Consider the following 26,815-nt stretch of genomic DNA (forward strand, 5'->3'; position numbering starts at 1 on the left):
GAAAGGGGGCCGCATGCCCGGCATCCGGACGACGGAGGACGACACGCACACGACGGACGGCGGCGGAGGACCGGCCGGCGGTGACTTCCCGGCGGTGACGCGGGTCGACTCCGCCGTCACCGGCGCCGTGGAGGCCGTCCTGCGGTCCCGTCTGGACGAACGGCTGGCCGAGGCGGCCGCGACGGACGCCGTCTTCGCGGCCGAACTGGCCGCGCGGGTACGGGACGTCGCCCTGCGCGGCGGCAAACGCCTGCGGGCGCAGTTCCTTTGGTGGGGCTGGCGGGCCTGCGGCGGTCCGGCCGGAGCGGGAGACGTGGCACGGGTGCTGGACGTCGCCGCGGCGCTCGAACTCATCCAGACGTGCGCGCTGGTCCACGACGACGTCATGGACCGTTCCCCGGTGCGCCGGGGCGCCGCCGCCGTGCACGAGGACTTCGCACGGCGGCACGACCGGGCCGGGATGCGCGGTTCGCCGGAGTTCTACGGCACCGCGGGGGCGGTCCTCGTCGGCGACCTCGCCCTCGCGTGGGCCGACGACCTGGTGACCGCCACCGCCCTCTCCGGCGGGCACGGCGGCCGGCTGTACGGCGAATGGCGTGCCATGCGGACCGAGATGGTCGCCGGGCAGTACCTCGACGTGCGCGCGGCCGCCACGGGTGCGACCGAGCCCGACGAGGCGCTCCGCATCGCCCGGCTCAAGAGCGCGCTCTACACCGTCGAGCGTCCGCTCGCGCTCGGCGCGGCGCTCGCGGGAGCCGCGGAGACGACCACGCGGGCGCTGCGGGCGGCGGGCCGCTGCGCGGGGCTCGCCTTCCAGTTGCGCGACGACCTGCTGGGCGTGTTCGGCGATCCGCGGCGCACCGGCAAGCCGGTCGACGAGGATCTGCGCGACGGGAAGCTGACGTACGTGCGCGCCGTCGCCCTGCGGCTGGCGGACGCGTCCGGCGACGCGCCGGCCGGCGACGCACTGCGCGCGACGGCCCCGCACCCGACCGACGCCCAGGTGCGGCGGGCCAGGGCGGCGCTCGAGAGCACCGGCGCCCGGCGCGTCGTCGAGGCCGAGATCGGCCGGCTGGTGCGTACCGGCGAACGCCGGCTGGCCTCCCTGCCCGGCGACGCGGCGGCCGTCGCGGCGCTCGGCGAACTCGTCCGTACGGCGGCGGGCGTGGACGCGCCCAGCGAGGAGAGCGCGCGATGAGAACCGTTCCCGGCCGCACGGACCGCGTGGTCGTCGTGGGAGCCGGCCTTTCCGGCCTCGCCGCCGCCCTGCATCTGCTGGGCAGCGGCCGCGAGGTGACCGTGGTGGAGCGCGCGGACCAGCCGGGCGGCCGGGCGGGGCGCACCCGCCTGGGCGGCTACAGCCTCGACACCGGCCCGACGGTGCTCACCATGCCGCACCTCGCCGACGAGGCCTTCGCGGCGGTGGGCGACTCGCTGGCCGCCCGGGTCGACCTGGTGGAGCTGCACCCGGCCTACCGCGCGCTGTTCGCGGACGGCTCGGGGCTCGACGTGCACACCGACGGCGACGCGATGGCCGAGGAGGTCCGGGCCTTCGCCGGGCCGGCGGAGGCGGCCGGGTACCGCAGGCTGAGGCAGTGGCTGCGGTCGCTCTACGCGGCGCAGATGCGCCGGTTCATCGACACGAACTTCGACTCCCCCGTGCAGCTGCTGCACCCCGACCTGGCGCGGCTGGCCGCGCTGCGCGGCTTCGGCCGGCTGGACGCGCAGATCGGCCGGTACATCAAGGACCCGCGGCTGCGCCGGGTGTTCTCCTTCCAGTCGCTGTACGCCGGGGTGCCGCCCGCGCGGGCGCTCGCGGCGTACGCGGTGATCGCCTACATGGACACCGTCGCGGGCGTCTACTTCCCCAAGGGCGGCATGCACGCGCTGCCCGTGGCGATGGCGGACGCCGCCGGCGACGCCGGGGCGCGGTTCCGTTACGGCAGCGAGGTGACGGACCTGCGGGTCCGCGCGGGCCGCGTCACCGCCGTACGCCTGGGCGACGGCGAGGAACTGGCCTGCGACGCGGTGGTCCTGACGCCCGACCTGCCCGTCGTCTACCGCCTGCTGGGCCGCACCCCCCGCCGCCCGGTGCGCCTGCGGCACTCGCCGTCGGCGGTGATCCTGCACGCGGGCACGCGCCGCACCTGGCCGCACCTGGCCCACCACACCATCTCGTTCGGGCACGCGTGGGAGCGCACGTTCGACGAGATCACCCGCACCGGGCGGCTGATGAGCGACCCGTCGCTGCTGCTCACCCGTCCCACCGCCCACGATCCGCTGCTGGCGCCCGAGGGCAGGCACCTGCACTACGTGCTCGCCCCCTGCCCGAACACGACGGTCGGCCCCCCGGCCGCCGCCTGGGGCCGGCTCGGGCCCCGGTACCGCGACCGCCTCGTACGGGAGCTGGAGCGGCGCGGTCTCGACGGCTTCGGCGACTCCATCGAGGAGGAAGAACTGATCACCCCCGCCGACTGGACGGCGCAGGGCCACGCGGCGGGGACGCCCTTCTCCGCCGCCCACACCTTCGCGCAGACCGGACCGTTCAGGCCGCGCAACCTGGTGTCGGGCGTCGAGAACGCCGTGCTGGCCGGCTGCGGGACGACGCCGGGCGTGGGCGTGCCCACCGTGCTCGTCAGCGGGAAGCTGGCGGCCTCCCGCATCAGCGGACTGTGAGGGACGGGCCATGACCCGACGTGAACTCGACGCGGCCCGGATCTGCGACCCGGTGCTCCGCGCGGCGTACCTGCACTGCCGGCGGCTCAACGCCCGGCACGGCAAGACCTACTTCCTCGCCACGCGTCTGCTGCCGGTGCACCGGCGGCCCGCCGTGCACGCGCTGTACGGCTTCGCGCGCTGGGCCGACGACATCGTGGACGACCCGGCCCCGGGGCACGGGACCGAGGGGCGCGAGCGGCGGCTCGCGGAGCTGGAGAGGGAGCTGCGCGCCGGGCTGCGGACCGGCGGGAGCGCGGAGCCGGTGGTACAGGCGGTGGCCGACACGGCACGGGCGTACGACATCCCGGCCGAGCACTTCGCCGACTTCATGACCTCCATGCGGGACGACCTCACGGTCACGGACTACGCGACGTACGACGAGCTCAGGGCGTACATGCACGGGTCGGCCGCCGTGATCGGCCTGCAGATGCTGCCGGTGCTCGGGACCGTCGTGCCGAGGGAGGTGGCGGCGCCGCACGCCGCCGCCCTGGGCGTCGCGTTCCAGCTGACCAACTTCCTGCGCGACGTGGGCGAGGACCTCGACCGGGGGCGGGTCTACCTGCCGGCCGAGCTCCTCGCCGCGCACGGGGCCGACCGGGCGCTGCTGGAATGGAGCCGCGCCACCGGCAAGGCCGACCGCCGGATCCGCGCCGCGCTCGAAGCCGCCGCGGCCCTCACCCGGAGCGTCTACCGCGCGGCGGAACCGGGCATCGGCATGCTGGAACCCCGCGTCCGCCCGTGCATCCGGACGGCGTACGAGCTGTACGGCGGCATCCTCGACGCCATCGCGGACGGCGGTTACGGCGTGGTCCAGCGCCGGTCGGTCGTGCCGCGCCGCCGCCGGGCCCGGGTCGCGCTGACCGGGCTCGCGGGCATCCTCGCGGCGCGTCGGTGCGGGCGGGCCCGGCGGTCCGCGCCACCGGAGCGCGAACGGCGGCCCGCAGGGCAGGCGGCGGCAGGCGGGGCGGCGGGCACGGGCCGGAAGGAATCGGGGACATGACGAACGGACGGGAGCGGCGCCGGCGCGGGCTGCCTCTGCGTGCGCGGCGGGGCCAGGCCCGGTGGGAACAGCAGACACCCACCTGGCGCGACGCGAAACCGGCCCTCATCGCCGGCGCGCTGAAACGCTCGGCCGCGCGGCCGAGCGGCAACTGGTACGTGATCGGGGCCTCCCGCGACATCGGCCGCGGCGGCCGGCCGTTCGGGCGGACCGTCGGGGGCGTGGAGGTCGTCGCCTGGCGCGACGCTGCGGGCGGGCTCAGGGCGGGGCCGGGCGCCTGCCCGCACCTGGGGGCGCCGCTGCGGGACAGCCGGATCGTGTGCGGCACGGTCGTGTGCCACTGGCACGGCCTGTCGCTGGACGGCAGGCCGTTCGCGGGCTGGGAGCCGCTGCCCGCCCACGACGACGGCGTGCTCGCCTGGGTGCGCCTCGACGAACTGGGCGGGGAGCCGCCGCTCGACCGGCCGGTCCTGCCCGAGCGTCCGGACGGCGGCGCCGTGGACGCGGTGTTCGGCGCGGTGGGGCGCTGTGAGCCGGAGGACGTGGTGGCCAACCGCCTGGACCCGTGGCACGGGTCCTGGTTCCACCCGTACTCCTTCGTCGACCTGACCGTCGTCGGGGCCCCGGAAGGCGAGGGCCACGGCGGCGAGGACCCCGACGACGACGCGTTCACGGTCGACGTGTCCTTCAAGGTCGCCGGGCGGTTCGTGGTGCCCGTGCGGGCCGTGTTCACCGCGCCCGAACCCCGTACGGTCGTCATGCGCATCACGGAGGGCGAGGGAGCGACGTCCGTCGTGGAGACGCACGCCACGCCACTGGGCCCGGGCCCGGACGGCGTTCCGCGCACGGCGGTGACCGAAGCCGTCCTGGCCGCCTCCGACCGACTGGGTTTCGCGGCGGCGCGGGCGGCGGCTCCCGCGCTCAGGCCGCTGATGCGGTGGGCGGCGGGACGGCTGTGGCGCGACGACCTCGCGTACGCGGAACGACGCCGGGAGCTGCGGGCCACCGGCCGCTTCCCCGGGTGAGGGCGGCGGCCGGGCCACGGCTCAGCCGCCGTCCGCGACGAGCGCCGCCAGGGCGCGCAGCACCGGTGAACGCCCCTTCCGGGGGACGGTCCACAGCGGGTGGCCGCGTACGCCCCAGCGCCGCAGCAGCGTGTTGGCGGCGAGGAACCCGGTGGTGGCCGCGCGCTCCATGAGCGCCACGGGCAGGTCGCAGCGGACGAGGTCGCCGGCCGTCATCAGCGTGGGGTGGGGCGTGCGTACGGCCGGGCGGGACGCGTAGCCGCCGACGGGGAACAGCGGGCAGTCCGCGCGCCACTCGTGGCGCGCGTCGACGATCCGGGCCCCGGCCGTCTCCGGGTAGAGACCGCGAAGCCGCCGCAGCAGCCGTCGCTCCACCTCCCGCCGGTCGGCCCGCGCGTCGACCGCGTAGCCGTGCAGTTCGACGACGCTGCCGCCGGTACGCCGCGCCCACCGGGCCGCTTCGCCCTCCCAGCGGTCGAGGACGCTGACGTTGTCGAGCCCGTCGAAGCCGCTCGTGCCGAGGAAGCCGGCGCGGCCCGCCGCGACCGGGCGGTCGAGCCACAGCCGGGAGACCAGGAAGGGCGGCGCGGTGCGCTGGGCGGCGATCTCCGCGCGCCAGTTCCCGTCGCCCAGTTCCGGCGATTCGGCGACCACGCCCCGCAGCCCGGCGACGTCCAGGGCGAGGACGACGGCGTCGTACCGTGCCGACGCCGACCCCGCCTCGACGCTCAGCTTCGTGCCCTCGGCCGGGGTGACGGACTCGACGGGTGTGCCGGTCCGCACGTCCACGCCCAGCCGTTCGAGGTAGCGGCCGAGCGGTTCCCACAGTGCCCGCGGGTAGGGCTCCACCGGTACGTCGAACAGCAGCCCCTCGGAGGAGCCGAGGAAGTAGATGTGGAACATGAGCAGCAGCTCGGCCGCCGACAGCTCCCGCGGGTCGGCGAAGAAGCTGCGCGAGAAGACCTCGAAGGCCAGGTGGTCGGCGGCGTCGGGGAAGTTGACGGACCTGAGGAAGTCCCGGGCGCTGACCGAGTCGAAGCGTTCGTACACCTCGGGCACCCGGACGTCGAGCAGCGGAAGCGCCGCCCGGGGCTTCATGGCGGCGAGGTCGCGCCATCCGAAGGCGGGGCTGAGCGCCACGAAGCCGAGCGCGCTCCAGGGCGGGGTGCGCGGTACGCGGGCGAAGCTGTCGGTGAGTCCGCTGCTGTGGTGCAGCGGGTAGTCGGGCAGCGGCCTCAGCACGGAGAGGGACGGATCCGCGCGGCGCAGCAGCCCGCGCAGGTTGTAGTACTGGCGGAAGAAGGCGTGGAAGCCCCGGCTCATCGTCGCCGGCGAGCCGTCGGCCAGTCGGGTGGGCCATCCCGCCAGGCGGCCGCCGAGGCCGGTCCCGCGCTCGAGGAGCGTCACGCGTACGCCGCGTTCCGCCAGCGCCGTGGCGGCGGCGAGGCCGGCGATGCCGCCGCCGGCGACCGCCGCGTGCGGCGCGGGGCCGTCGCACCGGTCACGGCCCTGCGCGGCCCGCACCACCTGCGCCCTGCGGTCCCTTCCCCGGCGCGGGACCGTGGTGCCCGAACGTCTCACGCGTCGCCTCCGCCCGCGCCCCGGCCGCCGCGACGCCCGAGGAAGGTGTGCACGATGCCGGTCTGCCAGCCGGGTACGGGCAGGACGCGCGTCCCGGTGAAGCCGGCGCGGGCGATCCGGGCCGCGAAGACGGGCGCCGTGTCGAAGTCCAGGACGCTGCGGTGCAGATGGCGGTAGAGGCTTGCGTCGCCGGTGCGGGTGCCCGCGGGAACGATGATCGCCCGGCACACGGCGGACCACACCGCCCGGTGCGCCGCCGAGCCGCTGAGGGAGTACTCGTGCACCGCCAGCCGGCCGCCCGGACGCAACAGGCCGTGGACGGCGGTGAGTACGGCGTCGGGGTCGGCCACGTTGCGGAAGAGGTAGCCGGCGAAGACCGCGTCGAACGGCCCGGTGACCCCCTCGGCGGCCAGCCGTTCCACCGGGGCGTGCACGAACGTGACGCCGGCCGGCCAGCGTTTGGCCCGGGCCCGCTCCAGCATGCCGGCCGAGGCGTCGACGGCGGTGACGCGGGCGAGCGGCGCGGCGCGCAGCAGGGCCGCCGTGGAGGCCCCGGTGCCGCACCCGAGGTCGAGGAGGTGCAGGCCCGCCCCGTCGTCCGCCGGCCGCAGCCGGCGCGCCGAGCGTCTGAGGTCGGCGTGGTAACCGGCGTTGAGACCGACGAGCCGGTCGTACCCGCGGGCGGCGTGGTCGAAGGCGTCCGCGAGGTCCGCGTCCCGCAACAGCGTCATCCGGTGCTCTCCTCAGGGGTCCGGGGGAGGGATCTGCGCGGCAGGAAGGGGAGTTCCGCCGCGGTGCGGAGCATGGGGCCGACGGGGGTGGAGAACCCGATGAGCACGTCCTCCCACAGCCGGCTGCGCCCGTCGAGGAAGCGCAGTACGCGCTCCGTCGGTGTGCGCCCGAACAACCGGGTGAAGAACTCCGGGCCGTCGACGCGTCCGGTGTCCAGGGCCCGCAGCATGACGGCGTCCATGGCCAGGGCCCGGCGCCCGTGCGGCGGCGGGAACGTCGGCTCCTCGCCGCCCCGCAGCGCGGCGGCGACGGCCTTGATCTGCCGCTGCACGGCGGAGAAGGTGTACCCGGTCGCGGGCCTGGTGGCGCCGCCCACCGCGCCGATGCGGTAGACGGCGGCGCCGGCCCGGCGGGGGAAGCGCGCGTCGGTCATGGGGATGACGCCGCCTTCGACGGAACGCACGTCGAAGGGCCCCAGGCGCAGGACGTCCCGCGTGTAGTGCGCGAGGGCGGCGTCGTACGCGCGTCCGGTGAGGGTGCTGCGGGAGAACTGCGTGTACTCCACGAGCGCCTCGCGCGGGCCGAGCGGGAGCACGTACCCGAACGCGAGGCCGTGGGCGGGCTGCGGCACCCGGAAGTCCATCAGTTCCACGACGTCGGCGTCGAACGCCGGAGCCGCCGTACGGACGAACCAGCCCCGGAAGTGCTGGAGGAGGGTGCTGCGCGCCGGCGGCAGCGTACGGGCGGGACGGGAGTCGAACAGGTACCGGCCCTTCAGCGCGAGCCGGCGGCCGTCCTCGGTCACGCACAGGGCCTCGGCGCCGCCCGCCGCGTCGCGCACCGCCTCGGCCGTCGCTTCCACCAGCGTGACGTGCGGGCGTGCGGCCAGGCGCTCCCTCACCCACGCCTCGAAGGAGCCGGAACGGAGCATCCGGTAGCGCAGCGCCCCGAGTTCGCCGTCGGTCACCGAGCCGTCCCGGCCGCGTACCCGCAGCCGTCGCCAGGACGCGACGACGGCCTCGTCGAACTCGCCGGCGCCCTCCTGCCAGAAGCACCAGGTGCGTTCCGCCGGGCGCAGGGACCGCCGCGGCGTCTCCACGAGCGTCACGGACAGGGGGTGCGGGGAGCCGGGGGCCGTCAGGGCATGGGCGAGCGAGAGCCCGGCCGCTCCCCCGCCGACGATCACGACGTCGGCGGGCGCCCGCTGCTGTCCCATGCGCCCTCCTCGTACGGGGGCGAAGGCCGTCGCCCTGCCGGACGTCCGCCGCCTTCGCCCCGCCACCGTGCACCGCCCGGTCGCGGGTGTGCCCGCCCGTTCCGTCGCGGGCCGGATGCCGGACCGCCCGCGTGGCGTCGTATCCCCTTCCCGCCGAACGGCCCGGCCGGATGCGGCCGCTAGGCGGTGCGAGGTGGCGGGCCCACGTCGCTGCGGCGGCCGGGGCGCATCGCGGCGTGGCGCTGTCCGGGGCCGGGGCCGCTCCTGGCGGCGAGGGCGTCGGCCACGGCTCCGGTGGCGAAGGCGTAGACGCTCTTGTGCAGGAGATCCACCGCCAGCTCGCGGCGCGGCCAGGTCGGCGGCGGGGCGCCGGTCCCCGTGGCGTTCTCCAGGATCTGATCGTTGGTCAGCCGTACGACGGCGAACATGGCCGAGGACCACGGGCCGCGCAGCCCGGTCTGCGCCATCAGCGCGCGCACCACGCCGGCCAGCGCTCCCTGGCCGAAGTGCATCGCCCAGTTCAACGGCACGGGCTGACGCCCCGGGCGCTCCCGCATGCCGGTCAGGCGTTGCAGGGTGCGTGCCGGGACGTGGGAGTCGGGCCGGCCGGTCAGGCGCTGCTCCGCCTTCTCCGCCAGGGTCATCACCGCGGTCCCGGCCGCTCCGGCGACCAGTCCCTGCCACAGTGCGCGTTTCATCATGGGACCCGGGTACCCGCAGCGGTCGCCGCTGCCACGGGCACGCCCGGACAAGCACCCGCCTGCGGTCCGCCTCACTCGAATGCGGCGCTGGTCCGCACGGTCGCGGGTAGGCGTACGGACGACACGCCCCCAGCGGAAGGCCGGAACCCATGAGCGCACCGGACAGGCCACCGACCGCCGCCGCCCTCCTGCCGCGCAGGTCGGCGGCGGTCTGCGCGCTGATCGGTGCGGCGTCGATGGCAGCCGTCGACGAGATCGTGTTCCACCAGATCCTGGGGTGGCACCACTTCTACGACCGCTCCACCCCCGGCGTGGGGCTGCTGTCGGACGGACTGCTGCACACCGCCGAACTGCTGGGCCTGGTCGCCGGTCTGTTCCTGTACGCCGATCTGCGCCGCCGGCGGGCCCTGTCGCCGGCCCACGCCCGGGCCGGGCTCTTCCTGGGGCTCGGCGCCTTCCAGCTCTTCGACGGCGTCGCCGACCACAAGCTGCTGCGCCTGCACCAGATCCGGTACGGCGTCGACGTAACCCCCTACGACTGGGCCTGGAACGGCGCCGCGCTGCTCCTGCTGGCCGTCGGAGCGGCTCTGGCCGTACGCGCGCCCCGGCCGCACCCGGCGCGCCGGTGAGCCCGTCACCCGCGCCGCAGGAGAACGCGTGACCCCCGTCCAATGCCACGCCGCCTGCGGCCCGGCCGGGTTCGCCGGCGTCGCCGCCGCGCTCACCGCGCTCATCGCGGTCGCGGCGTACCTCACGGCCGCGAGGCGGCTGCGCCGGAGGGGCGACGCGTGGCCGGCGGCGCGGGACGCGTCGTTCGCCGCCGGCGGCGCGGCGCTGGCCGCGGCGGCGACCGCGACGCCTCCGGGCGGCCCCTTCACCGCCCACGTGACCCAGCACCTCGTCGTCGGCATGGCGGCCCCGCTGCTGCTCGTCCTCGCCCGTCCGCTCACCCTCGTCCTGCGCGTCGCCGGTCCCGGGCGCGCCCGCCGCGCCCTGCTGGCCGTCGCGCACTCCCGGCCCGCCGGCCTGCTGGTGTTCCCGCCGTCGGCGGCCCTGCTGGACCTGGGCGGGCTGTGGCTGCTGCACCGCACTCCGCTCCTCGCGGCCACGCACGACCGTCCCCTGCTCCAGGCGGCCGTACAGGCGCACGTCCTGGCCGCCGGCCTGCTGTTCACCTTCGCCGTCTGCGGGCTCGACCCGCTGCGCCGGCGCTGGAGCCTGCGGTGGCGGGGCGCGACGCTGCTGGCCGCCGGGGCGGCGCACGCGGTCCTCGCCAAAGTCCTGTTCGCCGCCCCGCCGCCCGGCGCCTCGGTCCTCCCCGGGGACCTGCGGGCCGGAGCGCGGCTCATGTACTACGGCGGCGACGTGGTCGAGGTCGCCCTCGCCCTGACGCTGGCGGTCCAGTGGTACGCGGCGACCGGCCGTGCCCACCGGGCCCGGACCCGACGGACCGGCGCCGTCTTCGCACACCACCCGCCGCTCGGCCGCTGACGCCGCGGGCCCGCCCCGGCCCGGCGGGATACTGGTCGTATGGACGTGTCCTCACCCGCCGCCTCCTCCCTGCGCGAGCGGCTGGGCAGCAGCCTGTTCACCCGCGTCGCGGGGCCCTCCGGCGCGGACACGCGGGCGCGGATCCACGACACTCCGGGGCCGCGCTGGTTCGGGCCGCAGCGGCCGGTGCGCACCGTGCACGGGGACGCGTCGATGTTCATCGGCGGGCTGCGGGCGCTGCTGCTGCAGTCCCTGCACCCGCTCGCCATGGCCGCCGTCGCAGCTCATTCCGGCTACCGGGGCGACCCGTGGGGCCGGCTCCAGCGCACCAGCACGTTCCTGGCGGTGACGACGTACGGCACGGCGGACGACGCGCAGCGGGCGGTCGAGCGCGTCCGGGCCGTGCACGAGCGGGTGCGCGGAACCACAGCCGACGGGGACGCCTACCACGCCGCCGACCCGCACCTGCTGGCCTGGGTCCACGTCGCCGAGGTCGACAGCTTCCTGTCCGCCCACCAGCTCTACGGCGTCCGGCCCCTGGACGCCGACGGCTGCGACGCGTACGTCGCCGACATGGCGCGCGTGGCCACCGCCCTCGGCGTGAGCGATCCGCCGCGCACCCGGGCGGAACTCGACGCACGGCTGCGGGCGTACCGGCCCGAACTGCGCGCCACTCAGGAGGCCCGCGACGCCGCCCGGTACATCCTGCTCCGCCCGCCGCTGCCCTGGATCGCCCGGGCGCCGTACGCCGTGCTCGCCGCGAACGCGGTCGCGACGCTTCCGCCGTGGGCCCGGGAGCCGCTGCGGCTGCCGTACCTGCCGGGGCTCGAGAGAACCTGCGTGCGCCTCACCGGACACGCCCTGACCCGAACCATCCGGTGGGCGATGCTGCCGCCCCCGCGCACGGCGGACACCTCCTGACGTCCGCCCGCGCCCACCGATCCGCAGCCCGCCCCGGAGTCGCCGCTCCCGCTACGTAGCGGGCCGGCCGGCGTCCTCCGCCTGCGCCTTGCTGCGCTTGGTGAGCACGCCGGCCGCCGCGAGCGCGCAGCCCGCGAAGGCGAGTGCCACGGTCCACGGCTGGTCGAAGTGGTGGCCCATGGCGTGGTCGAGGGAGTAGCGGCCCGGCCCGGCGAGGCCGATGGCGGCCGCCGTGAAACCGAGGAAGGCGGGGTACTCGTATCCGCCCGACTGGGCGAAGAAACCGGCGGGGGCGTGTACCGCGACGGCCCCGGCCATGGCTCCGGCCGCCGCCGCGCCGGCCGCGGGCGTCGCGAGTCCGAGGGCCAGCAGCACCCCGCCGCCCGCCTCGCCGAGGCCCGCCGCGACGGCGCTCTGCCGTCCTGGGCTGAAGCCCATGTGCTCCATGGCCGCCGCCGTCCCCTGCACGCCTCCGCCGCCGAACCAGCCGAGCAGCTTCTGCGTGCCGTGCGCCGCCAGGACGGCGCCGGTGCCCGCGCGCAGCACGAACAGGCCGAGGTCGCGTCGGTTGATGTGAGCCATGGGTCTCTCCCGGGGTGAAGGGCCACTCCTACGCCTCCACTTTCGCCACGAAACCCACCATGCGCACCATTTGGCGCTTTCAGCGCAGCAGCAACTGGAGCCCGCCCAGTACGGTCGCCCCGATCACCAGCCGCTCGAAGAGCCGCTGGTCGACACGGTCCACGCACACCCGGCCGAGCCAGGCGCCCGGGACGACGAACAGCACCAGGGCGGCGTCCAGCAGCAGGGACCTCAGGTCGATCAGCCCGAGGCCGACGCTGAACGGCACCTTGGAGGTGTTGACGATGAGGAAGAACCACGCCGACGTGCCGAGGAAGCCGAGTTTCCGGAAGCCCGCCGAGAGCAGATAGAGCGACATGACCGGCCCGCCCGCGTTGGCCACCATGGTGGTGAATCCGCCGAGCACGCCGTACGACCGGGCCTTGACCCGGCCGCCGCGCGACGCCGCGCCCGTCCCGGGCTCCGCCGCCCCGCCGTCCCCCGGCTCCTTGCACGGCGGCGTGCGCCGGCGCCACACGGTGACTCCGGCCATCAGCAGCAGGATGGCGCCGATCGACGTACGCACGGCCCCGTCGTCGGCCCACAGCATGAACACGGCGCCCGCCACCACGCCCGCCGCCACCGCCGGGAACAGCCGCAGCAGCGTCGGCCAGTGGGCGTGCCGCCGGTAGACGAACACCGCGATCAGGTCCCCGGCGATCAGGATCGGCAGCAGGACGCCGGTCGACTCGCGCGCCGGGAGCACGGCCGCGAAGACCGCGAGGCTGACGGTGTTGGCTCCGCTGACGGCCGTCTTCGAGAAGCCGACCAGGGCGGACGCCGAGGCCAGCGCCGCGCAGTGCCACAGGGTGAGGGTCTCCATACCGGGAGCCGACGCTACAGCCCGGCCCGCACCCCCCGGGGAGCGGCCCGGCCGCGCCGCCGCCCGGCCCCCTCCCTCCCCCACCTCGGACCCCTCGCGGGGGTGACAAGGGTTTTCCCCGTATCGGGTTCATCTCGCCGTTCCCTACTGTCTGCCGCACCGGCGAATCCCGTCTCCTGACCGTTGGCTGTCAGGTGCATGTAAAGGGTGGGGGACGCCGGGAGACGGCCTTGCCCCAGGGTCGTAGCGCCGGCGGCGGCGCACGGGCTCACCCGGCCCAGGAACCGCGGACCAGTGGCCCCCACGCCACTCACGATTCCCGCGCCGCCCGCCCGCGCTCCGCACGTCAGTCATGAAAGGGAACACCTTGAACGGTTCCAGGCGGAGACTCATATCCGTCGTGGCCGCGACCGCCACGATCGCCGGCGTCGTTGCCACCTCCTCCGTGGCGTCCGCCGCCGCCACGGGCCCCTCCCCGAAGCCGGCCCCGGCTTCGCAGGCCATGACCGACCTGCCGACCGCCCCGGTCGAGAAGGTCATCGTCACCTACAAGTCCAAGGCCGCCGAGGCCGGTTCCAACACCGCGGCCAAGACCGACGCCGCCGCCAAGGGCAAGGAGACCGGCGAGAGCCTGTCGTTCGAGCGCCGCCTCGCCGGTGGCGCCGCCCTGGTCGACCTGGGCGGCGAGGCGTCGAAGAAGGACCTGAACGAGGTCATGGCCGCCTTCCGCGCCGACTCCTCGGTCGCGTCCGTGGAGCCCGACATCCGCGCCTACGCGATGGCGGTCACCCCGAACGACACCGACTACGCCAAGCAGTGGGACCTCTTCGAGGCCACCGGCGGCATGAACGTCCCCGGCGCGTGGGACAAGACCACGGGCAGCGGCGTCACCGTCGCCGTCATCGACACCGGGTACGCCGCCCACACGGACCTGGCCGGCAACGTCGTCGCCGGGTACGACTTCATCTCGTCCTCCGCCGACGCCCGCGACGGCAACGGCCGCGACAACAACGCCAAGGACGAGGGCGACTGGAACGCCACCGACGGCGAGTGCGGCACCGGTTCCAAGGCGAGCAACTCGTCCTGGCACGGCACGCACGTGGCCGGCACCATCGGCGCCACCGCCAACAACACCGCAGGCATCGCGGGCATCGCGTACAGCGCGAAGATCCAGCCCGTGCGCGTCCTCGGCAAGTGCGGCGGCTCCTCGGCGGACATCGCCGACGCCATCACCTGGGCCTCCGGCGGCACCGTCCCGGGAGTCACCGCGAACGCGACCCCCGCCAAGGTCATCAACCTGAGCCTCGGCGGCGCCAGCGCCACCTGCCCGAGCGTGTACCAGACCGCCATCAACGGCGCCGTCTCGCGCGGCACCACCGTGGTCGTCGCGGCGGGCAACAGCAACGCGAACGCCTCCGGCTTCACGCCCGCCAACTGCTCCGGCGTCATCAACGTGGCGTCCACCAGCCGTGAGGGCAACCGCTCGTACTACTCGAACTACGGCACCGTCGTCGACGTCTCCGCGCCCGGCGGCGAGACCCGTCGCGCCACGGACACGCCCGGTACGGTCACCACCCCCGAGAACGGCATCCTCTCGACGCTGAACTCCGGCACGACCACGCAGTCCACCGAGAACTACAAGCCCTACCAGGGCACTTCGATGGCCGCCCCGCACATCGCCGGGCTCGCCGCGCTCCTGAAGTCGGCCAAGAGCACCCTCACCCCGGCCGAGATCGAGTCCGCGATCAAGGCCAACGCCCGGCCGCTGCCCGGCACCTGCTCCGGCGGCTGCGGCTCCGGCATCGCCGACACCACGAAGACCGTGAACGCGGTCACCGGCACCACGACCCCCGGCGGCGCCACCTTCACCAACGCCGCGAACGTGACGATCAGCGACAACACGACCGTCTCGTCCTCGCTCGCCGTCACCGGCCGCACCGGCAACGCCCCCGCCGCCCTCAAGGTCGACGTGGACATCAAGCACACCTGGCGCGGTGACCTGGTCGTGGACCTGGTCGCCCCGGACGGCACCGTGCGCAACCTGAAGACCTCGTCCTCCTCGGACAGCGCCGACAACGTCATCACGACGTACACGGTCGACGCGTCCAGCGAGGTCGCCAACGGCACCTGGAAGCTCCAGGTCCGTGACGTCGCGTCGGGCGACACCGGTTACATCGACAGCTGGAGTCTCACCTTCTGAGACGTTTAATACGTCACACCCACGCTGTTCAAGGGCGCGTCCACGGCTTGCCGCGGACGCGCCTCGGCGCATGTCTGTCCGCATGCCGGACAAACGGTCTGGACGGCGGCTGCCGACTTCGTATTCTCTGCTCGCACGAGCAGTGGGCTCGCGCGCACCGGAAGGCGGTGGTGGGTTCGTGACGTCGGCGGTGAACCGACCCGCGCCGGTCGGGCGGACGGAGCTCCTCGCGCGGCTCGAAAGGGTCCTGCACGCCCGCGGCCGCGCCCTGCTCACCGGCCCCGCCGGAGTCGGCAAGACGGAACTCGCCCTGGCCGCGGCCTCGCGCGCCGAAGCGCGCGGCGAGACCGTGATCTGGCTCGCCACGCTCCCCGCCGACCGCGACATACCCGGCGCGGCCGCCGCCGCCCTCGTGGCGTCCGTGGCGGCGTGCGTCTCCTGGCCCGCACCCGGCGCCGCCCACAGCGGCCCGAACGGCTCCGGCGACCGGAGCGATCCGGCCGCAATCGGGACGTACGACCTGCTCGAAGGGCTGCCCGGCCCGCAGCGCACCGCGGTCGCCATGCTCTGCCGCGAGGCGGTCATCCCCGACGGCGGCTGGGACGCCATCGCCCTGCGGCTCGCCCTCGCCCAGATCATGCGGACCCTCGCCGCGCGCGGTCCCGTCCTCCTGGTGGTCGACGGCGTGCAGCGCGTCGACGACACCAGCGCCGACCTCATGCGCTTCGCCCTGCACCTGGCACCGTCCGCGCTGCGGGTGCTCGCTGTCGAGACACCGTCCCCGTACGACGCGGAGCCGCCCGGAAGCGGTGCGACGCGCCCGGGGCAGGCCGGGCCGGAGCCCTTGTGGGTGCCCTCCGAGGCCGACGTCCTGTTCGTACCGCCGCTCCAGGCCGACGAGATCGCCGAACTCCTCATCCACCACCGGCTGCCCTCCCGGATGGCCGGCCGCATCCACCGGGCCAGCGGCGGGAACCCCCGGCTCGCGCTGGCCGTCGGCCGGTCCCTCGCCGACGCGCGGACCCCCGTGCACCACGCCGAGACGCTGTCGCTCTCCGGGCGGGCCCGCGACCTGGCCCGCCAGCTCCTCGGCGCCGCCTCCCCCGACGTGCGCTCCACGCTCCTGCTGGCGGCGCTCGCCCTGCGCCCGACGGCCTCGCTGATACGCCGGGCCGGCCGCCCCACCGCCGAGGCCGACCTCGCCGCCGCCGAGCGCGCGAACCTCATCTCCCTCGACGAGGACGGGACGGTCGGGTTCACCGCCGGGGTGCTTCCCTCGACGCTCGTGCACGACACCTGCTGGACCGAGCGCAGCGCGGGCCACGCCGCGCTCGCACGGGTCGTCGACGACCCGGTGGAGGAGGTACGCCACCGGGCCCTGGCCACCGACATCCCCGACGGGGACCTGGCCACCGAGGTCGCCGCGGCCGCCGACCTCGCGCGGCGCCGGGGCAACAGCGCGCTGGCCGCCGAACTCGCCCTGCTCGCCGCCGAGTCCACGCCGGTACGGGACGGCGCCCAGCGGATGGCCCGGCTCGTCGACGCCGCCGAGGAGGCCGCCCGCGCCGCCCGCGCCGACCTGGCCATGCGCGCGGCGACCGACCTGCTGGCCCGCGACGCGGCACCGGCCGACCGCGTCCGCGCCCGGCTCGCGGTGCTGGACACCGCCGGTCAGGGGCTGTGCGACCTCGAAGAGATCTACGTCCACGCCATGGAGGACTCCGAGGGCGACACGGCGCTGCGCGCGGCCGTCCAGCTCCGGCTCGCGGTGAAGTACGTCCTGGCCGACGGCGACCCCGTGCGCTCCCGGGCCGCCGCCGTCGAGTCCGCCGCGCTCGCCGGCTCGGTGGGCGACCGCAGGACCGCGGCGAGGGCCCTGACCGTACAGGCGCGCATGGACCGCGTCCTCGGCTCGCCGGACGCGGAGCGGGTGCTGGCCGAGGCGCGGGCCCTGGAGGTGTTCGAGCGTCCGCTCGGCATCCGCAACGCCGCACAGATCCTGACCATCCGCCACGCCATGTTCGACGACCGGCTCACGGACGCCCGCGACCAGCTCAACGCGCTGCTGCCGCTGGTCGAGCGCCGGGGCCCGGTGGAGGACTCCATCGAGCTGTTCCGCACGCTCGCCGAGATCGACGCCCGCCAGGGACAGTGCGCGGCGGCCCTCGCGCACGCCGGCCGGTCGCTCGCGCTGACTCTGGAGGCCGGTCTCTCGCCCGGCCCCGCCTGGTACGCCCTGGCCCTCGCGGAGACCGCGGGGGGCAGCTTCGAGCGCGCCGCGAGCTACGCCCGGCGCAGTGTCCGAGCCTCCGAGGAGGAGGGCGACCACGTCTTCCTCTCCCGCAGCCTCTACGCGCTCGGCCGGGTCCAGCTGATCAACGGCGACGTGGCGTCGGCGCTGGAGAGCCTGCGCCGGGTGCAGGCCGACGAGCGCGCCCAGTCGACCGTCGACCCGTCCATGCTGCGCTGGCACGAGGAGCTGGCCGAGGCTCTGCTGGCCAACGACGCGCCCGAGGAGGCCGCGGCCCTGCTCGACGCCGTACGGCCGGTGGCCGAGCGTCTGGGCCGTACGACGGTGCTCCTCGGCTGCGACCGGGCGTACGCGCTGTACCTCGCGGCGAGCGGCAAACAGGACGAGGCCGCCTGCCTGCTGGCCCGTACGGCGGAGAGCTTCGCCGTGGCGGGGCTGCCGCTGGAGCGCGGCCGGGCGCTGATCGCGCTGGCCCGCGTGGAGCGCCGCCGCCGCAGGAGATCGGCCGCCCAGAGCGCGCTGCACGCCGCCGCGGCGGTGTTCGAACGGGCCGGCGCGGTCCCCTGGCTGGGCCTGACCACCGAGACGTCGTCCCGCACGGCCGAACCCGCCCCCGCCCGCGGCGAGAGCCTCTCGGCCCTCACGGACGCGGAACTGCGCCTGGCCCTGATGGTCGGCCAGGGCGCCAGCAACCAGGAGGCGGCCGCCAAGCTGTACCTGAGCGTGAAGACCGTCGAGGCCCGGCTGACCCGCATCTACCAGAAGCTGGACGTCCGCTCCCGCGCCCAGCTGGCGACCGCCCTGACCGCCCGGCCCGGCCACCTGCCGACGGCCGTCGCCACGGAGAACCCGGCAGTCGGCTGACGCGAAGATGCGCGGCACCACGGCCGGGGAGCATCCTTGCTGTGTGACCTGGTACGGCGCGGCCGGGCCCGCACCGCCGAGCCGGAGCGGGGCGGCCGGGAACCCGCACAGCGACGGCCGGGCGCCGGGCGAACTCGCCCTGGTGCTCGCCCAGGCCGCGGTGCACGCGATCGAGTCCGCGGGCGGCTTCGCCGGCGGGGTCTACCTGCGTTCCCGGACGCCGGGCCTGCTGCGGCTCGCGGTCCTCGGCGGGCTGCCCGGCGCGCTGTTCCGCCCCTGGTGGCGCATGCACGTCAACCGCCCCTTCCCGGTGGCGGAGGTGCACCGCTCCGGGCAACCCGTCCACCTGGCCGACGCCGAGGAGGCCACGCGCCGGTTCCCGCAGCTCATGGCGGGTCTGCCGTTCCCGTTCGGCTCGCTGTACGTTCCGGTCGCCGACGGCCGCGAGAAGTTCGGCGTGCTGGTGGTGCTGCGCCCCGCCACGTCCGGGGCCCCCGTCGACGAGACCGACCGCCGCCGGATGCTGCACGCCGGGGAGCGGCTGGCCACCGCGCTCGCCGAGCTCCGGGCGGCGGGGGACGCCGTCGAGTGGGAGGGCGAGCCGGTCTGCCTGCAACTGCCGTCCGTCACCACCCCGCCGGTGCGGATCGGGAACTTCGACTGGGACCTGGCCCACGGCACGGTGGCGGCCGACGACGAGCTGTGCGCGATCCTCGGCAGCGCCCCGGCGTCGTTCCCCGGCACGATCGACGCGCTGGCCGCGCGGCTGGCGCCCGAGGACGCCTACGGCCTGTGGGCCGTCGCCCGCCACGTGGCCAGGTCGGGCGCCCCGGCGACGCGCAGGATGCGCCTGCGGGGCCCGGACGGCCGCCCGCACCTGCTGGAACTCACCGCCCGCGCCCGCCCGCCCGGCGGCGGCCCGGGTGGCCACCTGAGGGGCTTCCTGGTGGACTTCGGCACCGGGCCGGTGGTCGCGGAGTCGACCGACCGGCTGCCGCGCGCCATCCTCTCGCTCGACCGGGTCGGACGGATCACCTATCTGAACCACAGCGCGGAGATGCTCTTCGGCCGTGCCCGGTCCCAGCTGATCGGCCGCGTCCTGTGGGAGGCCCTGCCGTGGTTCGGCCACCCGACGTACCAGGAGCACTTCCGGGCCGCCCTGATGTCGGACGAGGACGTCCATTTCACGGCGCGGCGCTCGCTCCCCGAGGAGTGGCTGACGGTCTCCCTCTTCCCGGGACACGACGGCCTGACCGCCACCCTCGCCCCCGCCGACCAGCCCGCGTACGCGGCGGGGGCGGTCACCCGGCCGGGTCCCGGACTCGGCTCTCCCGTCGACCGCGCGTCGGCGCTGTACCGCCCGGTCGCCCTGGCCATCGCGCTGACCGAGGCCGTCACCGCGCGCCAGGTCTCCGCCGTGGTCACCGACGAGCTGCTGCCCGCCTTCGGCGGCCGTCAGCTGGCGATCTACCTGCTGAACGAGAGGCACCTCTACCTGGCCTGGGAAACCGGTTTCCCCCAGGGCTTCCTCAACCGCTTCGACGGCGTGGCGCTCGATGCCCGGCTGCCCGGCGTCGAGACGCTCACCTCGGGCCGCCCGCTGTTCTTCGAGTCCATGGAGCACCTGGCCGCCGCCTACCCCGGCATCCCGATGGACGCCCACGTCGGCGCGAGGGCCTTCCTGCCGCTGATCGCCTCCGGACGTCCCGTCGGTTCGTGCATCCTCGGCTTCGACCAGCCGCGCGGCTTCAGCCCCGAGGAGCGCACCGTGCTCACCGCCCTGGCCGGGCTCATCGCACAGGCCCTGCAGAGGGCCCAGCGCTACGACACGGAAGCCGCCCTCGCCCGCGGCCTGCAGAGCGCGCTGCTGCCGCACCGGCTGCCCGTCGTCGAGCACGTCGACACCGTCGCCCGGTACCTGCCCGGCACCCAGGGCATGGAGGTGGGAGGCGACTGGTACGACGTGGTCGGCACGGACAAGGGGCTGGCCCTGGTGGTGGGCGACGTACAGGGCCACGGCGTCGCGGCGGCCGCCACCATGGGCCAGCTGCGCAGCGCCGTGAGGGCGTTCGCGCTCGCGGGCCAGGACCCGCGTGAGGTGATGCGCGACACCAACCGCCTGCTCATCGACATAGATCCGGGCCAGTTCGCCAGCTGCTGCTACATCGTCCTCGACCCCGTGACCGGGGCGGCGCAGGCCGTACGGGCCGGCCATCCCCAGCCCCTGCTGCGCCACGGCGACGGTACTGCGGAGGTCCTCGACCTGGCGGGAGGCATCGTGCTGGGCGTGGACGAGGAGGCGTCGTACCCGGTCACCGAGCTGCGTCTGGAGCCGGGCGCCGTTCTCGCCCTGTTCACCGACGGGCTGGTGGAGCAGCCGGGCATCGACATCGACCTGGGCGTCGAGCGGCTGCGCGCCACCTTCTCGGCGATCGGTTCGTCGTCCCTGACCGAGACTGCGGACCGTCTGATCACCGAGGCCAGACAGGCGGCCGACCGGCCGGACGACATTGCGCTTCTGCTCGCCGCCCGCTGGGCGGAACCGACAAGGCAGGTGCCATGAGCGCGGTACACGCAACCGGGGACGCCGATGTCCGCGGCCCCCTCGACGTTTCCAGGGCGGCCACAGCGGTGCTCGACGCCGACGGCACGGTCGTCGGCTGGAGTCCGGCGGCGAGCGGGCTGCTGGGATACCCGCCGCAGGAGGTGCTCGGCCGGCCTCTCGACGCTCTCGTGGCCGACGGCGAGGACGGACGGGAAGCCGGCGCGGCGGCGGAACTCCTGGGCGTGGGCCCGCCGGGCGCGAACGCCGTCCGCCGCGTCCTGCGGATGCGGCACCGCGACGGCCGTGTCGTGCGGGTGGCCGTGGCCGTCCTCGCGCTGTCCCCCGCGGGCAGGGGGCCCGCCCGGCTGCTGGCGGTGGCCGACGCCGAGGAGACGGAGCAGTGGGAGGCCCTCCAGTCGATGCTGCGCGGGCTGGCCACCCAGTCGCCCGTGGGCCTGGCGATCTACGACACGGACCTGCGGGTGGTGTGGACGAACGCCGCCCTCTTCGAGGAGATGGGCACCACCCAGTACGCCGGAATGGGACCGGACGACATGGTGGCCGACGGGGAGATCCTGTCCGACCACCACCCCCGGACCCTGGAGGAGACGATGCGGCGGGTGATGACCACCGGCGAGCCCGTCATCGAGCTCCACTACCGGGGCCGCCCGCCCACCGACCCCGAGCGCGACCACGTCTGGTCGTGTTCGTACTACTGGCTGCGGGACGCCACCGGATCCTCGCTGGGGGTGTGCGAGGAGACGATGGACATCACCGACCGTTACCTCGCACAGCAGCGCCTGGACCTGCTGGTGCGGGCCGGCGGCCGGGTCGGCACGACTCTGGACATGACCCGTACGGCCCAGGAGCTCTCGGAGGTCACGGTCCCGCAGTTCGCCGACGCGGTCACGGTCGACCTGCTGGAGGCGGTGCTGGACGGGGACCAGCCGGCCGACGGGAGCACGGCGGCCGGCGACGTGATCCGGGTGTGGGGCCCGGGAAGAGGGGCGGCCGCCACGGACCGGCCCGAGGACCGGCGCAGGATCGACTACCCGCCCGAGTCCCCGCAGGCCCGCTGCCTGGCCTCCGGCCGCCCCGTGCCGGAACGCCCGGACGGCGCCGCAGGCGCGGAGGGGCCCGACGGGCGGCCGCGCAGCCGGCTCGCGGTGCCGCTGCGCGCCGAGGGCGCCACGCTGGGCGTGGTCACGTTCGCCTGGGACCGCCGCCGGGACCCGTTCGACGCCGGGGAGCTGGCCGTGGCCGACGAGCTCGTCGCCCGGACCGCCGTGAGCATCGACAACGCCCGCCGCTACACCCGCGAGCACACCGCGGCACTCATGCTCCAGCACAGCCTGCTGCCGCAGAACCTCCCGGAGCTGTCGGGCGTGGAGCTGGCGTACCGCTACCTGCCCGCCGACAACAAGGCCGGTGTCGGCGGCGACTGGTTCGACGTCATCCCCCTGTCGGGCACACGGGTGGGCCTGGTCGTCGGCGACGTGGTCGGCCACGGTCTGCGCGCCGCCGCCACCATGGGCCGCCTGCGCACGAGCGTACGGGCGCTCGCCCGGCTGGACTTCGCCCCCGACGAACTCCTCTCCCGCCTGGACGACCTGGTGACGCAGGCCGCCAACGAGCGGGCCGTCCCCGTCGACGGCCACACGATGCCCTACGACGAGGCGCTGGGCGTGACGTGCCTGTACGCCGTGTACGACCCGGTGTCCGGGCTGTGCCGCATGGCACGGGCGGGCCACCCGTCCCCCGCCGTGGTCGACCCCTCGACCGGCGCCGTCACCTTCCCAGAGCTGCCCGCGGGGCCGCCGCTCGGCCTGGGCGGACTGCCCTTCGAGACGGCGGAGCTGCACCTGCCGGAAGGCAGCCTCCTCGCCCTGTTCACCGACGGCCTCGTGCAGAGCCGCGAGCAGGACCTCGACCAGCAGCTCGACGCGCTGGGCTCCGTCCTCACCGGGCACCGCCGCCCGCTGGAGGAGCTGTGCGACCGGACGGTCGCGGCCCTGCTGCCGGGCGCCGTGGACGACGACGTCGCGCTGCTGCTCGTCCGTACGCACACGCTGGGCCGCGACCAGGTGGCGGTGTGGGATCTGACGGCCGATCCGGAGGCGGTCTCCCACGCCCGCGCCGTCGCCACCAAGAAGGTCGGCGAATGGGAGCTGGAGGAGCTGTCGTTCACCACCGAGCTGGTGGTGAGCGAACTCGTCACGAACGCCGTCCGGCACGCCCCCGCCGGCCCGATCCAGCTGCGGCTCGTCCGCGACCGCGCGCTGATCTGCGAGGTCTCCGACAGCGGCCACACCTCTCCGCACCTGCGCCACGCCCGCAGCGACGACGAAGGCGGCCGGGGCCTGTTCCTCATCGCGCAGATGACCCAGCAGTGGGGAACGCGCTACACCCCGACCGGCAAGACCATCTGGGCCGAACAGCCCCTCGTACTCGACGAGGTGTCCCTGGACCTGTGGGACGACGACCTGTGACCCGCCCGTACGACAGCCCGTCAGCCGACCCTTGACAACCGAAAAGGCCGTATCGGATCTCTCCGACACGGCCTTCGACCCGCGTAAACGCTGGTCGGGACGACAGGATTTGAACCTGCGACCCCTTGACCCCCAGTCAAGTGCGCTACCAAGCTGCGCCACGTCCCGATGCCCGCCTGACCTGGGGTTTCCCCTGGCTGGGCGCGCAACAGAACCATACCTCACTCTGTGCGTGCTCCCGACTCCGGTGACAATGGGCGGATGGACGACAGGGAACGGGACGGGAGGGACCGCGACCCCGAGGGGCGGGCGCGCAACGCGCGGCCGCGCGACGGGCTCGGCAGGCCGCTGCCCTACGGGGCCGAGGGCGTGGCCCGGCAGCCGGAGGGCGTGGAGCGCACCGGGGAGGAGACGGTGCACGAGGCGCAGCGGCTGCTGGACGCCGGTATGCCGTTCCACGCGCACGAGGTCTTCGAGGACGCCTGGAAGGCGGGCCCCGAGGCGGAACGCGCCCTGTGGCGCGGCCTGGCCCAGCTCGCGGTGGGCCTCACCCACGCTGCCCGGGGCAACAGGAACGGCGGTGCGACGCTGCTGCGGCGCGGGGCGGCCGGCCTCGCGGCGTACGGCGGCGCCCGTCCGTACGGGATCGCCCTGGGCGAACTCACCGTGTGGGCGGAGGAGCTGGCGGACCGCGTCCTGCGGCAGGAGGCGCCCGTGCCCGCGGCCGCGAGCGCTCCGCGGCTGCGTGGGCGGGCCGGTGCCGCCGGAGCCGATGCGGCAGACTCCGTCCGGTGAGAAAGATTCATGTCATAGGCATCGGTGCGGGCGACCCGGACCATCTGACGATCCAGGCCGTCAAAGCGCTCAACACGGTCGACGTCTTCTTCCTGCTCGACAAGGGAGAGGAGAAGTCCGACCTGATCGGGCTGCGGCACGAGATCCTCGACCGCCACATCGCGAAGGGGCGGGAGTACCGGCTGGTCGAGGGCCGCGACCCGGACCGCGACCGCGCGGCCGGGGGCGCCGACTACTCCCCCGCCGTCGGCGACTGGCGCAGCCGCCGGGCCGACGTCTTCGAGCGGATGATCACGGACGAGCTGGGCGAGGACGGGACCGGCGCGTTCCTGGTGTGGGGCGATCCGGCGCTGTACGACAGCACGCTCGGCATCCTGGAGGAGATCCTGGAGCGCGGGAGGGTGGCCTTCGAGTACGCGGTGGTGCCCGGCGTCAGCAGCGTGTCCGCGCTGGTGGCCCGCCACCGCACCGGGCTGAACCGGGTCGCCAAGCCCGTCCAGATCACGACGGGCCGGCGGCTCGCGGAGGGCTGGCCCGAGGGAACGGACGACGTGGTGGTCATGCTCGACGCGCACCAGGTCTTCCAGCGGTACGCCGAGGAGGACCCGTACATCTACTGGGGCGCCTACATCGGCACCGCGGACGAGATCCTCGTCTCCGGCAGGCTCTCCGAGGTCTCGGACCGGATCCTGGAGCTGCGCGCCGAGGCCCGCGGCCGCAAGGGCTGGATCATGGACACGTACCTGCTGCGCCGGGGCTGAGACACCCGAGCCGCTCCAGTTCCGCGACCGCCCCGGCGGTGTCGGGGACGGTCCGCACCCCGGGCGGTGGCGGCGGCCGCCGTACGACGACGACCGGCAGGCCGAGCTCGCGGGCGGCGGTGAGCTTGGCGGCGGTGGCGGGACCCCCGCTGTCCTTGGTGACCAGGACGTCGGCGGCGAACGTGCGCAGCACCTCCTTCTCGCCCTCGACGGTGTACGGGCCGCGGTCGAGCAGCAGGCGCGTGCGGGGCGGCAGCGGCGGCTCCGGGGGCTCGACGGACCGTACGAGGAAGTCCGCGTCCACCAGATGGGCGAAGGCGGCCAGCCCGAGCCTGCCGGTGGTCAGGAAGACCCGCCGGCCGAGTGCGGGCAGCAGCGCCGCCGCGCCGGCCAGGTCGTCGGCGTGGTGCCACCGGTCGCCCGCGCCCGGCTGCCAGCCGGGGCGGCGCAGGGCGACCAGCGGGACACGGGCCGCGCTGGCGGCGGCCGCCGCGTTCGCACTGATCCGGGCAGCGAACGGGTGGGTGGCGTCGACCACGGCGATGACCCCGTGGCCGCTCAGCCAGGCCGCCATCGGTCCCGGGCCGCCGAAGCCCCCGACGCGAATCTCGCCTTCAGGCATCCTTGGATGTGTCACCCGTCCCGCGAGTGAGGTCGTCACCCGCAGGAGGGGGACCGGGGCCAGTGTCCGCGCTAGCTGCCTGGCTTCCGTCGTACCGCCGAGTATCAGTACATGGCCAGTGCCGGTGATCATGCCGTCACGCTACCGGAGGGGCCTTGAGCGGGCCGTTTCGGGAAAGTGGTTCAGGTCACTCCATTCAAGGCGTAACGAAATGGCGCGAGCGTGCGATGAACCCACAGGTGTCGTCGCGCTGCCCCTTACGTCATGCGACCTCGCCCAGTCATCATTTTTGCTACGAGAGGCTCCTCGTGTCGGTCAGTCCGTCCCGCCCGTTCCCACAGGAGATTGCGGAATCCCCTTCCCTGGTCGCGCTCATCGAGCGTGGCAAGGAGCAGGGTCACATCAACGGCGACGACGTACGCCACGCCTTCGAGGCGGACAGCATCCCCGCGGACCAGCTCAAGCGGGTGCTGCGCAGCCTCAACCAGGTCCTCGACGAAGAAGGCGTGACGCTGATGGTCACGGCGCCCAAGGCCCCGGCCAAGGCGCCCGTCAAGCGTGCCCGCAAGGCCGTCGCGCGCGACGAGGAGAAGCGTCCGGCGGTCAAGAAGGCCGCGGTGAAGAAGACCGTCAAGAAGACCGCCCCGGCGACGTCTCAGGCGGCTCCCGCGTCAATATCGGTAATGGACTCCGCCGCCGAGGCCGAGGCTCCGGCCGCGCCGGCGAAGCGTGCAGCGAAGAAGACGACCGCGAAGAAGACCGCCGCGAAGAAGGCCGCCGCGGCCCCTGACGAGCCGCAGGGCGACGCCTGGGCCGACGAGTCGGCGGTCGCCGACGAGGCGGACGAGAAGCCGGCGAAGCAGCCGCAGCAGGGTGACGGCTACGTCCTGTCCGACGAGGACGAGGACGACGCGCCCGCGCAGCAGGTCATGGTCGCCGGCGCCACCGCCGACCCGGTCAAGGACTACCTCAAGCTGATCGGCAAGGTTCCCCTGCTCAACGCCGAGCAGGAGGTGGAGCTCGCCAAGCGCATCGAGGCGGGCCTCTTCTCCGAGCACAAGCTGGAGGAGGAGGACGAGCAGGACCCGGTCTTCCGGCGCGAGCTGGAGATCCTGGTCGAGGACGGCCGCCGGGCCAAGAACCACCTGCTGGAGGCCAACCTCCGTCTCGTGGTCTCGCTGGCCAAGCGCTACACCGGCCGCGGCATGCTCTTCCTGGACCTGATCCAGGAGGGCAACGTCGGTCTGATCCGCGCGGTCGAGAAGTTCGACTACACCAAGGGCTTCAAGTTCTCGACGTACGCCACCTGGTGGATCCGTCAGGCGATCACCCGCGCGATGGCCGACCAGGCCCGCACCATCCGCATCCCGGTGCACATGGTCGAGGTCATCAACAAGCTGGCCCGCGTCCAGCGCCAGATGCTCCAGGACCTGGGCCGCGAGCCCACCCCGGAGGAGCT

Annotated in this window: 21 protein-coding genes and 1 tRNA gene; 14 read left to right on the forward strand and 8 right to left on the reverse strand. The window is 74.9% G+C overall.

Annotation, left to right across the window (positions count from 1 at the left end; genetic code table 11):
* Window positions 1-13: 13 nt before the first annotated feature.
* Genes AC07FK_RS24775 through AC07FK_RS24790 form a run of 4 tightly spaced genes read left to right on the forward strand, consistent with a single transcriptional unit; the run spans window position 14 to window position 4,743 of the window.
* The gene (locus tag AC07FK_RS24775; protein ID WP_479107126.1) at window positions 14-1,198 is read left to right on the forward strand and encodes a polyprenyl synthetase family protein; all 1,185 of its coding nucleotides are present in this window, start codon (window positions 14-16) and stop codon (window positions 1,196-1,198) included.
* On the forward strand, window positions 1,195-2,676 hold the full coding sequence (gene crtI, locus AC07FK_RS24780; protein ID WP_479107127.1) for a phytoene desaturase family protein: 1,482 nt from the start codon (window positions 1,195-1,197) through the stop codon (window positions 2,674-2,676). Before AC07FK_RS24775 ends, crtI begins: the two co-directional genes overlap by 4 nt.
* A 10-nt stretch (window positions 2,677-2,686) precedes the next feature.
* The gene (locus AC07FK_RS24785; RefSeq protein WP_479107128.1) at window positions 2,687-3,718 is read left to right on the forward strand and encodes a phytoene/squalene synthase family protein; all 1,032 of its coding nucleotides are present in this window, start codon (window positions 2,687-2,689) and stop codon (window positions 3,716-3,718) included.
* Window positions 3,715-4,743, forward strand: coding sequence for a DUF5914 domain-containing protein (locus AC07FK_RS24790; protein WP_479107129.1), 1,029 nt, complete (start codon window positions 3,715-3,717; stop codon window positions 4,741-4,743). The genes AC07FK_RS24785 and AC07FK_RS24790 overlap by 4 nt, the downstream gene beginning before the upstream one ends.
* Before the next feature lie 21 nt (window positions 4,744-4,764).
* On the opposite strand, the gene AC07FK_RS24795 is transcribed toward AC07FK_RS24790, so the two are convergent.
* The 4 genes from AC07FK_RS24795 to AC07FK_RS24810 form a co-directional block, all read right to left on the reverse strand.
* A complete protein-coding gene (locus AC07FK_RS24795; protein ID WP_479107130.1) occupies window positions 4,765-6,324 on the reverse strand; it encodes an FAD-dependent oxidoreductase in 1,560 nt (519 codons plus the stop codon).
* Complete coding sequence (locus AC07FK_RS24800) at window positions 6,321-7,055, reverse strand: methyltransferase domain-containing protein (RefSeq protein ID WP_479107131.1); 735 nt, start codon at window positions 7,053-7,055, stop codon at window positions 6,321-6,323. The genes AC07FK_RS24795 and AC07FK_RS24800 overlap by 4 nt, the downstream gene beginning before the upstream one ends.
* The gene (locus tag AC07FK_RS24805) at window positions 7,052-8,272 is read right to left on the reverse strand and encodes a lycopene cyclase family protein (RefSeq protein WP_479107132.1); all 1,221 of its coding nucleotides are present in this window, start codon (window positions 8,270-8,272) and stop codon (window positions 7,052-7,054) included. The genes AC07FK_RS24800 and AC07FK_RS24805 overlap by 4 nt, the downstream gene beginning before the upstream one ends.
* Before the next feature lie 179 nt (window positions 8,273-8,451).
* Window positions 8,452-8,973 (reverse strand): hypothetical protein, encoded by a 522-nt coding sequence (locus tag AC07FK_RS24810; RefSeq protein WP_479107133.1) that lies wholly within the window; start codon window positions 8,971-8,973, stop codon window positions 8,452-8,454.
* 149 nt (window positions 8,974-9,122) lie between these two features.
* Here AC07FK_RS24810 and AC07FK_RS24815 point away from each other — a divergent pair, with 149 nt between their 5' ends.
* Genes AC07FK_RS24815 through AC07FK_RS24825 form a run of 3 tightly spaced genes read left to right on the forward strand, consistent with a single transcriptional unit; the run spans window position 9,123 to window position 11,385 of the window.
* Window positions 9,123-9,602 (forward strand): DUF2243 domain-containing protein, encoded by a 480-nt coding sequence (locus tag AC07FK_RS24815; RefSeq protein WP_479107134.1) that lies wholly within the window; start codon window positions 9,123-9,125, stop codon window positions 9,600-9,602.
* A gap of 28 nt (window positions 9,603-9,630) precedes the next feature.
* The gene (locus AC07FK_RS24820) at window positions 9,631-10,464 is read left to right on the forward strand and encodes a cytochrome c oxidase assembly protein (RefSeq protein ID WP_479107135.1); all 834 of its coding nucleotides are present in this window, start codon (window positions 9,631-9,633) and stop codon (window positions 10,462-10,464) included.
* 39 nt (window positions 10,465-10,503) lie between these two features.
* Window positions 10,504-11,385 (forward strand): oxygenase MpaB family protein, encoded by an 882-nt coding sequence (locus AC07FK_RS24825; protein ID WP_479107136.1) that lies wholly within the window; start codon window positions 10,504-10,506, stop codon window positions 11,383-11,385.
* 51 nt (window positions 11,386-11,436) lie between these two features.
* Here AC07FK_RS24825 and AC07FK_RS24830 read toward each other — a convergent pair whose 3' ends face one another.
* Both AC07FK_RS24830 and AC07FK_RS24835 read right to left on the reverse strand, forming a co-directional pair.
* Entirely contained in the window at window positions 11,437-11,967 is a 531-nt protein-coding gene (locus AC07FK_RS24830; RefSeq protein WP_479107137.1) for a DoxX family protein, read from the reverse strand.
* A 79-nt stretch (window positions 11,968-12,046) separates the two neighbouring features.
* Entirely contained in the window at window positions 12,047-12,829 is a 783-nt protein-coding gene (locus tag AC07FK_RS24835) for a sulfite exporter TauE/SafE family protein (RefSeq protein WP_479107138.1), read from the reverse strand.
* A 400-nt stretch (window positions 12,830-13,229) separates the two neighbouring features.
* Between AC07FK_RS24835 and AC07FK_RS24840 the strand changes: the two genes are divergently transcribed.
* The 4 genes from AC07FK_RS24840 to AC07FK_RS24855 all read left to right on the forward strand — a co-directional run bounded on the left by AC07FK_RS24840 (window position 13,230) and on the right by AC07FK_RS24855 (window position 23,178).
* Complete coding sequence (locus AC07FK_RS24840; RefSeq protein ID WP_479107139.1) at window positions 13,230-15,029, forward strand: S8 family peptidase; 1,800 nt, start codon at window positions 13,230-13,232, stop codon at window positions 15,027-15,029.
* A gap of 178 nt (window positions 15,030-15,207) precedes the next feature.
* Window positions 15,208-18,144: a helix-turn-helix transcriptional regulator gene (locus AC07FK_RS24845; RefSeq protein WP_479107140.1), complete on the forward strand. Its 2,937-nt coding sequence runs from the start codon at window positions 15,208-15,210 to the stop codon at window positions 18,142-18,144.
* 7 nt (window positions 18,145-18,151) lie between these two features.
* On the forward strand, window positions 18,152-20,707 hold the full coding sequence (locus tag AC07FK_RS24850) for a SpoIIE family protein phosphatase (RefSeq protein WP_479107141.1): 2,556 nt from the start codon (window positions 18,152-18,154) through the stop codon (window positions 20,705-20,707).
* Window positions 20,704-23,178, forward strand: a complete 2,475-nt coding sequence (locus AC07FK_RS24855) for a SpoIIE family protein phosphatase (protein WP_479107142.1) — start codon at window positions 20,704-20,706, stop codon at window positions 23,176-23,178. The genes AC07FK_RS24850 and AC07FK_RS24855 overlap by 4 nt, the downstream gene beginning before the upstream one ends.
* Window positions 23,179-23,269: 91 nt before the next feature.
* On the opposite strand, the gene AC07FK_RS24860 is transcribed toward AC07FK_RS24855, so the two are convergent.
* Window positions 23,270-23,346 (reverse strand) — tRNA-Pro (locus AC07FK_RS24860).
* A gap of 93 nt (window positions 23,347-23,439) precedes the next feature.
* Here AC07FK_RS24860 and AC07FK_RS24865 point away from each other — a divergent pair.
* Both AC07FK_RS24865 and cobF read left to right on the forward strand, forming a co-directional pair.
* Window positions 23,440-23,973 (forward strand): DUF309 domain-containing protein, encoded by a 534-nt coding sequence (locus AC07FK_RS24865; protein ID WP_479107143.1) that lies wholly within the window; start codon window positions 23,440-23,442, stop codon window positions 23,971-23,973.
* Window positions 23,970-24,734: a precorrin-6A synthase (deacetylating) gene (gene cobF, locus AC07FK_RS24870; protein WP_479107144.1), complete on the forward strand. Its 765-nt coding sequence runs from the start codon at window positions 23,970-23,972 to the stop codon at window positions 24,732-24,734. Before AC07FK_RS24865 ends, cobF begins: the two co-directional genes overlap by 4 nt.
* On the opposite strand, the gene AC07FK_RS24875 is transcribed toward cobF, so the two are convergent.
* Window positions 24,703-25,488 (reverse strand): cobalt-precorrin-6A reductase, encoded by a 786-nt coding sequence (locus AC07FK_RS24875; RefSeq protein WP_479107145.1) that lies wholly within the window; start codon window positions 25,486-25,488, stop codon window positions 24,703-24,705. The genes cobF and AC07FK_RS24875 overlap by 32 nt on opposite strands.
* 176 nt (window positions 25,489-25,664) lie before the next feature.
* On the opposite strand from AC07FK_RS24875, the gene AC07FK_RS24880 reads away from it, so the two are divergent.
* Window positions 25,665-26,815 (forward strand): RNA polymerase sigma factor (locus tag AC07FK_RS24880; RefSeq protein ID WP_479107146.1); only part of this gene is annotated, 1,151 nt, incomplete at its 3' end.

Source organism: Streptomyces sp. NPDC046122 (assembly GCF_056429965.1).

Bases quoted from the DNA above. Each gene is read 5' to 3' on its own strand.
- AC07FK_RS24775 (WP_479107126.1), top strand. From the start codon at position 14: ATGCCCGGCATCCGGACGACGGAGGACGACACGCACACGACGGACGGC.
- crtI (WP_479107127.1), top strand. From the start codon at position 1,195: ATGAGAACCGTTCCCGGCCGCACGGACCGCGTGGTCGTCGTGGGAGCC.
- AC07FK_RS24785 (WP_479107128.1), top strand. From the start codon at position 2,687: ATGACCCGACGTGAACTCGACGCGGCCCGGATCTGCGACCCGGTGCTC.
- AC07FK_RS24790 (WP_479107129.1), top strand. From the start codon at position 3,715: ATGACGAACGGACGGGAGCGGCGCCGGCGCGGGCTGCCTCTGCGTGCG.
- AC07FK_RS24800 (WP_479107131.1), bottom strand. From the start codon at position 7,055: ATGACGCTGTTGCGGGACGCGGACCTCGCGGACGCCTTCGACCACGCC.
- AC07FK_RS24805 (WP_479107132.1), bottom strand. From the start codon at position 8,272: ATGGGACAGCAGCGGGCGCCCGCCGACGTCGTGATCGTCGGCGGGGGA.
- AC07FK_RS24810 (WP_479107133.1), bottom strand. From the start codon at position 8,973: ATGATGAAACGCGCACTGTGGCAGGGACTGGTCGCCGGAGCGGCCGGG.
- AC07FK_RS24815 (WP_479107134.1), top strand. From the start codon at position 9,123: ATGAGCGCACCGGACAGGCCACCGACCGCCGCCGCCCTCCTGCCGCGC.
- AC07FK_RS24825 (WP_479107136.1), top strand. From the start codon at position 10,504: ATGGACGTGTCCTCACCCGCCGCCTCCTCCCTGCGCGAGCGGCTGGGC.
- AC07FK_RS24830 (WP_479107137.1), bottom strand. From the start codon at position 11,967: ATGGCTCACATCAACCGACGCGACCTCGGCCTGTTCGTGCTGCGCGCG.
- AC07FK_RS24835 (WP_479107138.1), bottom strand. From the start codon at position 12,829: ATGGAGACCCTCACCCTGTGGCACTGCGCGGCGCTGGCCTCGGCGTCC.
- AC07FK_RS24850 (WP_479107141.1), top strand. From the start codon at position 18,152: ATGCGCGGCACCACGGCCGGGGAGCATCCTTGCTGTGTGACCTGGTAC.
- AC07FK_RS24855 (WP_479107142.1), top strand. From the start codon at position 20,704: ATGAGCGCGGTACACGCAACCGGGGACGCCGATGTCCGCGGCCCCCTC.
- AC07FK_RS24865 (WP_479107143.1), top strand. From the start codon at position 23,440: ATGGACGACAGGGAACGGGACGGGAGGGACCGCGACCCCGAGGGGCGG.
- AC07FK_RS24875 (WP_479107145.1), bottom strand. From the start codon at position 25,488: ATGATCACCGGCACTGGCCATGTACTGATACTCGGCGGTACGACGGAA.